This window comes from Frankia sp. CeRuru1 (assembly GCF_977966315.1).
In genome coordinates this window covers 1-12,245 of sequence record NZ_CDWWEW010000138.1, presented here as the reverse complement: position 1 = coordinate 12,245, position 12,245 = coordinate 1, and the positions used below count along the sequence as shown (strand labels likewise).

The window sequence follows — 12,245 nt, the reverse complement described above, 5'->3', positions numbered from 1 at the left end:
GAGTAGCAGACTCCGCTCCCGACCTGGTCGATTCTGCCGGCGTCCCCCAATCCCGGGCGTGCCGGCGGGTCCGGGTAGCGGCGGTGGCGGGGTGCTCGTCGCTGGCACTGTCGAACTCGATGGCCCTCATGCGGGCAGTGAACGGCCAACGAATCAGTCGGAAAGAGCGTCAGAATGAAGGCGGATAAAACCGCTGTTCGGCGCTGCTCGATCGCTATCTTGAATGAATCGATAGCGCCGGGTAATGAGTGTTGACGACCTTCGTGGCGTGGGCCACAGTACCGGGTGAAAGTGGTGTTCGGCAGGTTGACCTGCTCGTGGCGACGAGAGGAAGCCGTTTCGAATTCCAATAGTCTGGGCCAGGTCGGCTTTCCGCGCAGCCTCGCCGTGGGGCCAGACCTCCGGTCAGGAAAGTCGACCCAGCGTTACGAGAGGCTCGATATGCACAACCCGGAAGGGCGTGGCACCTCGCCAGGTCTGGTGGTGCCGACGAGCGCGCGCCGCCTCGGGTCGGGAGCCGTGCGGTCGGGTGGAGACGTGGAAAGGCTTCCGCTGTCGGCGGTGCAGCACGCAATGCTGTTGCACAGTGTCAGCGCTCCAGGCGAGGGATTCTACGTTCTGCAGAAGTTGTTCACGTTGCGGGAGCAGCTGAATCTGGCGGTGTTCGAGCAGGCACTGCGGGACCTGTTCGACTGGCATCCCATGCTGCGGACCAGGCTTCTGCTGGACCATCCGGACGGTCCGAGCCAGGTGGTCAGCAGCGAGGTCGAGGTGTCCCTGTCCGCGCCGGACTGGAGGCAGTTGGACAGCACAGCTCGGCAACGGAGCCTGCGCGAATACCTCGACGATGACAAGCGCCGGTCCTTCGATTTCACGGCCGGGCCCCCGATGCGGTTCGCGGTCTTCCGTATGGGTGATCATGAATACGAGTTCGTCTGGACGACCCATCATGCGCTGATGGACGGACGCTCCCTTTTCATGGTGAGCGCGGAACTCTTCGAACGGTACGATCACCTGCTCGTCGGGCGCCGGGCCGAGCGTCCCCGCCCGCGCCCGTACCGGGACTACGTCGACTGGCTGGCCGCGCAGGACCTCGTCGCAGCCGAGTCGTTCTGGCGTGCCGATCTGGCTGGTGTTACGGAGCCCACGCCATTCGTCGTCGACGTGGTCCGCGCCCCCGGACCCGGTGAGAACGTCCTGACGGCCGTGGAGACCGAGATTTCGGAAGAGGTGACCAGGGCACTGGAACTCCTGGCCCGTGAGCAACAGGTAACCGCTAATAACGTTGTGCAGGCGGCGTGGACGGTCCTCCTGCAACAGCTCAGCGGCCGCCATGACGTAGTGTTCGGTACAACCCGGGCATGCCGCGGATTCCTGGACGGCGCCCAGGGCATGCTTGGTCTGTTTCTTAATACGCTGCCATTCCGTGTCGTCGCCCCGAGCGCGATGACCGTGGTCGAGCTGCTGAAGCGGCTGCGACGGCATCAGCTGGCGCTGCGAGATTTCGAGCACACCTCGCCGACCCTGATCCACACCTGGAGTGATATTCCGGCCTCGCTCCCGATGTTCGAAAGCCTGCTCATCTTTGAGAACTACCTGCCTGGTACCCGGCTGCGGTCGCTGGGGGGTGCCTGGCGGCACCGGGAATTCCGTTTGGAGGAGCAGACGAATTACCCGCTCACTCTCTATGCGAACCACGACCACCGCCTCATCCTCAGAGTCGGTTATGACCGCCGCCGTTTCACCGATAAGACGGTAGAACGGATGGGATCCCAGGTGCGGCGGTTGTTGGAGGCGATGGTGGCCGCCCCGGAGGTCCCCCTCGGTGCGCTTCCGGAACTTGCGCTGGAGGAGCTGGCCGGCCGGCGGGCGAAGGGAACGGTCCTACCAGTCGGACCAGTCGGACCGGTCGGACCGGTCGGACCAGTCGGACCGGTCGGACCGGGGGAGCCGGGGGAACCGGCCGGAGTCGTCGAGCACGAGACCGGCTGGGTACGGCGCCTGATGTCCGTCGAGCCGCTCGACCTCCCGCGCCGTAATCCGGTCCCGGATCCGCCGCACCGGTACCGGGACATCCGATTCCCCGTCCCCGCTGATCTCGCCGGCGTGGAGGAGAAGGCGGTCGCACGGGATGGTGACGGCCGGGGGCACGGCAGGTCCGAATGGTTGCTCACGGTGCTGCTGGCCTTCCTGGTCCGATTCAGCGGTGCGGACGGTCCGGACGTCGACCTGTCGTGGGAAGCCGAATCCGACGCCTCGGGCGGGGATGGCACACCGCTTGCCCGCCATCGGCCGTTCCGGGTGCCCTCGCTCAACGAGAACCGGGGCTTCCTGGAGTTCCGCCGCGAGATGGCCCGGCAGCTCCACCTGTTCGGCGAGCGCAGCGGCTATCCCCGCGACCTAGGGGTTCGTCACGCGGAGCTACGTGCGTGCGCGCCATGGGTCGAGCGCGGCATGCCGGTCGCCGTCGAGCTGGTTGACAATCTCAATGTCGCTGCCGAGCCGCGGTCCGCGACCGTGCTGTTCGCGCAGATCCCGCGAGACGGTGAGGGATGTCGCTGGCTCATTGCCGAGAATGTCCTGCAAACTGGTGCGGCCGACACGATGCGCTCCATGTTTGTCGCGTTCCTCGAGGCCCTGACGGGCTCCGCGACGGCCGATCTGACCAAGCTCCCGCTATTGTCGCCCGAGGACACGCAACGTGTGCTTGTCACCTGGAACGACACGGACGCCGACTACCCGTGCGACCTGTGCGCGCATCAGCTGTTCATACGGCAGGCACGTCGCCGTCCCGAGGCACCCGCCGTCGTCTACTCTGATCGCAGTCTCTCGTACGGCGAACTTGATCGACGGTCGACGCGCCTCGCCGCGTTCCTCGGTCGCCACGGCATCGGTCCCGGCAGCCTTGTCGGCATCTACCTCGAGCGGTCGGAGGAAATTGTTGTCGCTGTACTCGGCGTGATGAAATCCGGAGCGGCCTTTGTGCCGTTGGATCCGGTGTATCCACCCGACCGCATCACTCAGATGCTCACCAGTTCGGGGTCGGCACTGCTGCTCACCCGGACGAGTTTGGAGCCCGATGTCCGGGGCTGCCCGGCGACCGTCGTCACGCTCGATCAGTACTGGGATGTGATCGCGACAGCCGGGGGCGGTCCGGGCGAGGAATCTGACGAGGAAAACTATGACCGAGGGTCATCGGAGGGCCGTGCTTATGTAATCTACACGTCGGGGTCGACCGGCCGGCCCAAGGGGGTGGATGTCGGCCACCGGGCCCTGACGAACCTTCTGTGCTCGATGGCGCGGACTCCAGGCTTTACCGAGCATGACCGCCTTCTGGCGGTGACCACGGTCTGCTTTGACATCGCTTACCTCGAGCTTCTCCTGCCGCTGGTGACAGGCGGGCAGGTCGAGGTGGTACCCGCCGCTGTCGCCAGTGACGGGTTCGAACTGCGGAGACGGATCGAGCGGAGTCGCCCGACGGTGATGCAGGCGACCCCGGCGACCTGGCGGATGCTGATCGCCGCGTCTTGGGAGGGTGACCGTGGCCTGACGGCCCTGTGCGGAGGCGAACAGCTGCCTCGCGACCTCGCTGACGGCCTTCTCGCGCGGGTTGCGAAGGTGTGGAACCTTTACGGCCCGACCGAGACGACGATCTGGTCCTCGGTCGACCGCGTGGAGCCGGGCCGGCAGGTCACGATCGGGCGGCCGATCGCCAATACCCGGTTTTACGTCCTCGACAGATGGCTTCAGCCGGTGCCGCCCGGGGTACCCGGCGAGCTGTACATCGGTGGGGACGGGGTGGCCGCGGGCTATCTCGGCGAGCCGGAGCTCACCCGGGAAAGGTTCGTCCGAGACCCGTTCGGACCGGACGAGCCCGCCGTCATGTACCGGACCGGTGACATCGTGCGCCACTTGCCCGACGGCCGGGTTGACTACCTCCACAGGGTCGACAACCAGGTCAAGCTGCACGGATATCGCATCGAATCCGGTGAGATCGAAGAAGCTCTGCGCCGGCATGACGGCATCGCTGAGGCGGTGGTCTGCCTACGCGACATCGCCCCCGGAAACCGCCAGCTGGTAGCCTACCTCGTCCCGGCCGAATCCGGCGTCGGTGCGCGGCCGGAGGAACTCCGGCGGTACCTACGTACCCGGCTGCCTCCCTACATGCTCCCGGCTGCGTTCGTGACCATGACGCGTCTGCCGCTGACAGCCAACGGCAAGATCGATCGTCGGTCCCTACCAGGGCCGCCCGAGGTCCTCCCGCCCGCAGGCGGAGACCGGGTCCTGCCCCGTGGCGAGCTCGAGGCGGCAGTCGCCAGCATCTGGCGGGGTGTCCTGGGGGTGCCGGAGGTCGGAATCGACGAGAACTTCTTCGACGCCGGCGGTAACTCGTTGCTGCTCATGCAGGTTCTGATCCGGCTGCAGGCGGAGCTGTCCGAGTCGCTTACGCGGGTCGACATGTTCGCCTATCCGACTGTCCGGGGACTGGCGGCATACTTGTCCTCCTCTGCGCCACGCCGGTCCGGTGACGCCGGAGCCGGCCCGTCACACACTCCCGGACGAGCTGGGGCACCCGAAGAATCCGGGGGGCGTTCCCGGTCAGCACTCGCGGGCCTCAGGCACAGACGTGGTGATCTCAGGTCCCGCCAGCCACCCGGCGCATGAGGCACCTGGCGTGTGAGGTGCCTGGCGGGTGAGCTACCTGGCGCATGAGGCGGCCCCGGCGGTGACGCGTTCGAGAACTCGGCTGGGAAGGTGAGGAATGGTCCGCTGCAAGATCTGTTCACTGAACGCTGGTCATCCGGGTATATCACTTGACAATGACGGTGTGTGCAACCTGTGTAGCCTCGACGTCGCAGTCGAGATGTTCGAGAACTTCACCTACGTGTCCAGAATCTACGAGGAGTTCGTGAACAGCGGGCCGAACGAGCGTGGTCCCTACGACTGCCTGCTGATGTACAGCGGTGGCAAGGACAGCACGTACATGCTGGACAAGTTCGTGAACGAGTACCATAAAAGAGTCGTCTCCTACACCTTCGAAATTCCCTTCGAGAGCAGCCATGCCGCAGCGAACATGCGGCTTGCCCAGGAGAGGATCCCGGCCACCTTCGTCACCGACCGGTCCGACAAGATAAAGGACATGATGAGGGAGGTGTTCAACCGGCCGGTCCCGGCGAAGCCGGGCAAGTACCTGGACGAGAAACTCCCCTGTGTCTCGTGCCGGTCGTTCTTTGTCATCCGGGCAATTCTGTACGCGTGGCGGGACAACATCCCCTACATCATCCTGTGCGCGGACCCGCAACAGACACTCACGATGGAGTCGAACGTCCGGAAGATCGTGAAGAACTTCTACCAGACCTTCGGCCGGGACCGGACCGGCGAGTTCTTCTCGGGCGGGCTGGAGGAACTACTGTTCGCCGATGAGCGTGAGCTGCCGAAGATCGTCTTTCCCTTCGTCGCCCTACGCGACGAATACGACCCCGACCGGATCGTCGCGGAGCTGAAGGCGAAAGGCATTTACGCCTCCTCTCCGTTCGAGACCCACTGCACGCTTTTTCCGCTACTCAACTACTACTCGTTCAGGAACTGGGACTGTATGTTCTACAAGCTGAACGCGTCGAGTTATGTGCGGGCGGTCAACCGAAACAAGGACTACGACCGGTCTACCTACAGCGTCAAGTTCCCCCGATCGGTCGATGTGGCCGAGGTCGAGGACCGACTCAGGGCGATCGTGTTCGAGATCGCGGCGGGGGAGGGGGACCCCGGCGCGCACGAGGAGGCCATCGTCGAGGTATTCAAGCAGCTCGACGCCGGCGATGACGCCGCCCGGTATGTCGCCCGCAGTTTCCTCGAGCTGCGTACCGTGGCCGCGGACCTGGGCATCCGACTCGACTGAGAGTCCGCACTGGAGGGGGAGGCGATGGAACGAGCAGACGACGTCCGGGATTCCGACATTGCGATTATCGGGATGGCGTGCCGTTTTCCCGGGGCCGATACCGTCGAGGAGTTCTGGCAGAATCTGTGTGACGGGCGCGAGAGCACCACTTTCTTCACCGAGGCCGAACTACTGGCAGCCGGCGTCGGCCCCGCGCTCGTGGCGGACCCGCGCTATGTGCGGGCCGGGCAGATACTGGCCGGCATCGAGATGTTCGACGCCGAGATCTTCGGGATCACGAGTGAGGAGGCGGAGCTCCTGGACCCGCAGCAACGGCACTTCCTCGAATGCGCGCTCACGGCGCTTGAGAACGCCGGTTACAACCCGGACACCTGCCCCGGCCCGATCGGTGTCTATGCCGGCGCCGGGCTGAACACCTACCTTCTACGCAACCTCGCCAGCCGTTTCCGTCACGGGTCGACGCTGGAACGTTACCGGCTGATGCTAGGCAACGACAAGGACTTCCTGGCGACGCGCGTGGCCTACAAGCTGAACCTGCGGGGCCCGGCGGTGAACGTGAACACCGCCTGTTCCACTTCGCTGGTGGCCGTCAACCTGGCCTGCCTGAGCCTGCTGGGCGGAGAGTGCGATCTTGCGTTGGCCGGAGCGGCTCATATCAAGGTGCCACAGGCCGAGGGCTACCTTTTCCAGGAGGGGATGATCCTGTCGCCGGACGGCCGGTGCCGGGCTTTCGACGCCCGAGCGCAGGGCACGGTCCTCGGCAGTGGTGTCGGCATCGTGGTCCTGAAGCGGTTGGCCGACGCGCTCGCCGACGGCGACTGGATTCACGCGGTCATCAAGGGAAGCGCGGTCAACAACGACGGCGGCGCGAAGACCGGCTACACGGCTCCCAGCGTGCAGGGCCAGGCCGCCGTGATCGCCGAGGCCCAGGCTCTTGCCGGTTGCGCCGCCGAGACGATCACCTATGTCGAGGCCCACGGTACCGGCACCCCGCTCGGCGACCCGGTCGAGCTCGCCGCCCTCACCGACGTGTTCATGCGGCAGGACGTGTTCATGCGGCAGACAGGGGCGGGCGACCGGTGCGCCATCGGTTCGGTCAAGACGAACATCGGCCACTTGGACGCGGCGTCGGGGATCGCCGGACTGATCAAAACCTCGCTGATGCTGCGACACCGGCGCATCGTGCCGAGCCTGCACTTCGAAAAACCCAACCCCGACATCGACTTTGACGCCAGCCCCTTCCGCGTCGCCACGGAGTCCCAAGAGTGGCCGGCATCGGGCACGGCCCCGCGACGTGCCGGCGTGAGCTCATTCGGCATTGGCGGCACGAACGCCCATGTGATTCTTGAGGAGGCGCCGCCCCGCGAACGCGAGCCCGGGGTGCCGCCCTCGGACGGCTGGCAGCTGCTGATGATCTCTGCCGGCTCGGTCGCGGCGCTCGAGGAGGCAACGGAGAATCTGGCGCGTCATCTGCGCGTGCACCGCGAGACGCTCGACCTCGCCGACGTGGCGTACACGCTCGCGGTGGGACGCCGAGCACGTGCGTACCGACGGGCGCTGGTGTGCCAGGACGTCCACGACGCCGCACTGACGCTCGCGCTCGGCGAGCCCGACCGCGTGTCCACCGGACAGGTTGCCGACGGCGAGGCCGACGTGCTCTTCGTTTTCGCGCACCGTCTCAGGGAGAACGGCGACGATACCCGTCTCGCCGGCCTGTACCGCGACGCCGCCGTGTTCCGCGACGCGGTCGACCGGTGCGCGGTGGCCCTCGAGACTCTCGGGGTGAGGCCGCGGACACCCGACCCGGCGTCGCTGTTGTGTGCGCGGCATGGCGACGCCGTCGCAGCCTTCGTCGGGCAGTACGCTCTCGCCGAGCTCTGGACGGCGTGTGGTGTGCGTCCGAGCGCGCTGGTGGGGTTCGGCGCGGGCGACCTGGTCGCCGCCTGCCTCGCCGGGATCTTCCCCCTCGAGTCCGCGCTCAGGCTGGCCTGGGCGCAGGCGCACGGCGAGCCGGCCGGTAGCCTCACGCCAGCGGCCCCCCGGTACCCCGTGTGGTCCGCGGCAGTCAACGGTTGGCTGGGCGTGGGTGTGCCGGTGCCGTCGGCGGGCTGGGCCGAGCCGCGTGACGAAACTCCCGACGCCGAGGAACGTCTGGCCCTCCTGCTCGACGGTCGGCGCGAGGCATCATCCGGGCGGAAGGCTGTGCCACTGGAGATGGACCCGCGCGGCACCCGTCCCGACGCCGACGCCCGGCACGTGTGGCTGGCGGCCGCGGGGCGCCTGTGGACAAGCGGCGTCAGCCTCGACTGGTCGGCGTTCCCTGCTGGCCAGGGACGTCGGCGCGTGCCTCTGCCGACCTACCCGTTCCAGCGCAGGCGCTACTGGGTCGAGGCGGAGGAACACGCGCTTCCGGCGACTGCGGGAAGAACCGATACCGGCTCCGCGCCGGCGGAGGAGACGCTGCGCGACCGGGTGGAGACGGCGCGGAGCGCCGAGAGACCCGCGCTCGTCATCGATTTCATCCAACATCAGGTTGCGGAAATGCTCGGACTGGACGATGCGGCACAGGTGGACCCGGATCAGAACCTCTTCACGCTGGGGCTGGACTCGCTGAATCTGATCGAGATCGCGGCACGGCTGGGTGCCGAGCTGGAGCAGGACGTCCGGGCCTCGGTCTTCGCCGATCATCCGACTATCCGCGCCTACGTGGAAAAGCTGGCGGCATCGCAGGACCTGCCCGGCACCGGCCCAGGCACCCTGGCGGGGTAGCCGGCGGTCCGTGGCGCGGATGCCTCCGGGACAGGCCGCCGGTGTCGTTCGACGTGTCGTGTCTCGGCATCCCGAGAGCCAACCCGCACCCGCAAGGGTGGCTCATCTACTGGGTGGGAAGGTCGAGGGTAACGGCTTGGGCGGGGCGACGATAGCCGGCTACGGGCGAGGCGGCCCTGGTGGAGGTTGCCGCGCATCCGGTGGACGCCGTTCTGCTCGACCTGATGTTGCCGGGCATGGATGGTTTGGAGGTGTGCCGTCGCCTGCGTACCTCAGGGGACCTGCCGGGCCTGGTGAGCCGGGCGCTGACCGTCGGCCCCCTGGAGATCCGTTGCGCGGAGGGGGTGGTCCTTCGGGACGGCCGCGACGCGCGCCTCACCTGCGGGTCAGCCGGGCAGCTGACGGGCATCTTCTGGCCATGCTGTCCGCGCGGCAACAAGGCATGTGGCGGTCCCGCGCGCGCCGGCTGTGGACCAGCTTCTGGACGATTCCGGCCCTGTGTACCGCCTTGGCGGTTGGTCTTGCCGTTTCGGTTCCCTGGCTGGATGAGCGGGGGCTGTCCGCCGCGCTGCCGTTCCTGTTCAGCGGCGGGCCGGACGGTGCACGATCCGTGTTGTCCGCGGTCGCCTCCTCCATGATCTCGTTTACCGCGCTGGTGTTCTCGATCACGATCGTGACGCTGCAGCTGACCAGTGGCCAGTTCTCGCCTCGGGTGCTGCGGACCTTCCTTCAGGATCGCCTCACCCAACTGGCACTGGGTGTCTTCGTTGCGACTTTCGTCTATGCGCTGGCGGTCCTGCGCTCGGTCCGCGGCGCGGACACGGCCCGGCCGTTTGTGCCGCGGACGGCTGTCACTCTGTCGGTTCTGCTGGTACTCATCAGCGTTGTGCTCTTCATCGCTTATATCCACCACGTGACCAATGCGGTCCGGGTGTCGCAGATCTTGGCCTCGATCGGCACGCAGACCCGCCGATGCATCGCTCGCCGCTTCGATGGCGTCGGCTCCGTATCCTCGGTACCTCTGCCGACGGCCGCGCCCAGCCCAAGATATAAGATCATAAGCGCCCCGCGGAACGGTATTATCGCCGTGGTGCGAGACCGACCGGTGGTTCGGGCTGCCTCGCAGGCTAATTGTCTGGTTGTGCTCGTGCCAAAGATCGGTGATTTCGTTGCTGCCGGGATGCCGCTGTTCACCGTGCACGATGGCCCCGCCGACGGCCTCCGCGGAGACCTCGACCGGCAGGCCGTGATTGACGCGGTGGATATCGAGATCGAGCGGAGCATGGAGCAGGACATTGCGTTCGGCTTCCGGCAGCTGGCCGATATCGCGGAACGCGCCCTGTCACCAGCCATGAACGACCATACGACCGCGGTGGCGGCGGTCGATCAGGTGCATGATCTGCTACGCCGGCTTGTCACGCGGCACCTGACGCCCCGGGCCCATACTGACCGGGACGGCCAGCCGCGGCTCGTGGTGCCGGAACCCGATCTCGAGGACTACCTGCGGATCGGCGTGGACGACATTAGCCGGTGGGCGCAGGACTCCCCACGGGTGCTCGCCCGGCTGCGCCTCATGCTGCGCGACGTGTACGAGCAGGCTCGGCCTGAGCACCGGGCGCGCATCGCTTGCCGCGTCACCAGCTTGGAGCGCCGCCTCGCCGCCAGGAAAGGCTGACCGGGACGGCTAGATGTCCCGTTGCATCCCCTCCCGTGACTGTCCAGACGTCACCTTCTCACCGCCGGTGAACGTCGCCGATGGGTGTGCTGATGGATGTGCTGATGGATGAGGTGAGAGATCGGGGATGCTTGGCGGTTGCCGCGGTCAGTGGTGGCGGTCCTCGTACTGCGCGGCTGTGGCGACGTCTCGGGGATAGGTGCGTAGCGCCCGGAGACCGACGAGGCCGGCGGCCACCATGGGAGCCATCATGATCAGGAAGGTGAGTTGCAGGCCCCGGCCGTGCGGGCCGACGAGCATATCCGCCAGCGCACCGAACACCAGCGGTGCCATACCGTCAGCGCTCGTCCGCAGCACGCCACGGATCGCTTCCGCCCGTCCCCATAGCGGTGCCGGCATGATGTCCAGGCGAGCCGCATCCAGCGGCGGATTCGTTGCGCCAAGCGCGATGGCGGCCAGTGCGAACGGGGGAACCGCGACGGTGAGGGTCGAGCTGAGGATGGCCGGCAGCAGCACGGCGGCGGCGCCGATGGCGACCAGCAGGGTGGCCGCGGTGCCCTGGCCGAGCCCGAAGCGTTCGTGCAGGTAGCTGGTGGCGAAGGTGTGCAAGCCGGTAAAGAAGTAGTAGCCGAGCGCCGACGAGATAATCAGAACGATGTTGGTGGGCACGTGCAGCACGTACCGCACCGCCTGGCCGAGCGACAGGCACGCGGGATCCCGCGGCGGGAGACGGTCACGGTCCGGTTCCACGTCGCGGGCACGGACGGCGGCCGCGGCCTCGCGCAGCCGGCCCGCATTGGCTGGTCCCCGTGGTTGTGCGCCGCCGGCATCGTGGTCAACGGACCCGGCGGGCTCCGCGGTGGCTGTGGTGGCTGTGGTGGCTGTGGTGAACGAGGCTGCGGGGAACATGGCCTGCCCTCCCCGCGCCGGCTCGGGCAGGCGCCGGACCTGCCAGGCAAGCGCGAATGCCGGTACCGCCAGCACCCACAGCGCCCACCGCCAGGACAGGGCGGCCGCCACGTTGCCGACCAGGAACAGGCCGGCGCCGGCACCGGCGAATTCCCCGACGAGGATCTTTCCGTAGATCGTTCCCAGCCCGGCGACGGGAAAGTAGTCGCCGACCAGGGAAGCGATCACGGGGCCGGCGGCGGCGGTGACGACGCCCAGAGCGACCCGGGCCACGATCAGCCAGCCGAACGACGTCACGGTTCCTGATGCGATCATCGCACAGCCCCACAGCGCGATGCTGACGGTGAGCAACCGCACCCGGCGGACCCGGTCGGCCAGGATCCCGGCGGGAATCGACAGGAGGGCACCGGTCACCGCGGTCACCATCCGCAACAGGCCGATATCGGTGTTCGCCAGTCCCCGGTGCTGTTTGAGCGTCGGCGCCAGCGCGCCCACCGCTCCGGTGTCGGTTGTGCTCAGCGCAACCACACAGGCGAGCGCCGCGGTCACCTGCCAGGGCTTGGCGGCGATCCGGTCTTGCCGCAGTCTCTCCAGCGCGCGCGGGGTCACCGCGGCCTCCGCCACCGTCCGGGAGGGAGAGCAACCCTGACGGGTGCGGCGGGTACCCGGACAGGCCGACTGGCGCTGCGACGGCGCCCAGCAGGCAGCGTCTGCATCCGGCCGGTGTGCCCGCCAGCCGGCCGCGCATTCCGCCGCCCTGATCGGCGGGCACCCGAACCGCGCCGTTGCGGCATCGGGGTGCCCCGTCAGCGCACGTCCGCACCGGAGCAGCGAGTTCCGTAAGGCAGCCGTCAGTTTGTTCGGGCGGCCCGAGTGGCATGCTCCTCAGTACAGCGTCCTTGAGTCCTTGAGAGCACAGCGTCGACGGATATCGGCATCTGACGGCATGCCATCGGCATCTGCTGACGCTGGCACGACTGCCGCACCGCCCGGTAC

At 67.4% G+C, this 12,245-nt stretch carries 5 protein-coding genes and 1 pseudogene; 5 read left to right on the top strand and 1 reads right to left on the bottom strand.

What is annotated here, in order from left to right:
* Positions 1-441 precede the first annotated feature (441 nt).
* From AC08OP_RS12065 to AC08OP_RS12045, 5 genes and pseudogenes are all read left to right on the top strand, one after another.
* Positions 442-4,665, top strand: a complete 4,224-nt coding sequence (locus tag AC08OP_RS12065) for a non-ribosomal peptide synthetase (RefSeq protein WP_476614276.1) — start codon at positions 442-444, stop codon at positions 4,663-4,665.
* A 163-nt stretch (positions 4,666-4,828) separates the two neighbouring features.
* On the top strand, positions 4,829-5,896 hold the full coding sequence (locus tag AC08OP_RS12060; RefSeq protein ID WP_476614275.1) for an adenine nucleotide alpha hydrolase family protein: 1,068 nt from the start codon (positions 4,829-4,831) through the stop codon (positions 5,894-5,896).
* 24 nt (positions 5,897-5,920) lie between these two features.
* Positions 5,921-8,665: a type I polyketide synthase gene (locus AC08OP_RS12055; RefSeq protein WP_476614274.1), complete on the top strand. Its 2,745-nt coding sequence runs from the start codon at positions 5,921-5,923 to the stop codon at positions 8,663-8,665.
* A gap of 173 nt (positions 8,666-8,838) precedes the next feature.
* Positions 8,839-8,931, top strand: a pseudogene (locus AC08OP_RS12050) (DNA-binding response regulator); the annotation flags it as partial.
* 152 nt (positions 8,932-9,083) lie between these two features.
* Complete coding sequence (locus AC08OP_RS12045; RefSeq protein WP_476614273.1) at positions 9,084-10,340, top strand: DUF2254 domain-containing protein; 1,257 nt, start codon at positions 9,084-9,086, stop codon at positions 10,338-10,340.
* A gap of 147 nt (positions 10,341-10,487) precedes the next feature.
* Here AC08OP_RS12045 and AC08OP_RS12040 read toward each other — a convergent pair whose 3' ends face one another.
* Positions 10,488-11,858 carry an MFS transporter gene (locus AC08OP_RS12040; RefSeq protein ID WP_476614272.1) on the bottom strand — a complete coding sequence of 457 codons (1,371 nt, stop codon included), beginning with the start codon at positions 11,856-11,858 and terminating at the stop codon, positions 10,488-10,490.
* Positions 11,859-12,245 lie beyond the last annotated feature (387 nt).

Coding starts and splice junctions, on each gene's coding strand:
- AC08OP_RS12055 (WP_476614274.1), top strand. CDS start 5,921: ATGGAACGAGCAGACGACGTCCGGGATTCCGACATTGCGATTATCGGG.
- AC08OP_RS12045 (WP_476614273.1), top strand. CDS start 9,084: ATGCTGTCCGCGCGGCAACAAGGCATGTGGCGGTCCCGCGCGCGCCGG.
- AC08OP_RS12065 (WP_476614276.1), top strand. CDS start 442: ATGCACAACCCGGAAGGGCGTGGCACCTCGCCAGGTCTGGTGGTGCCG.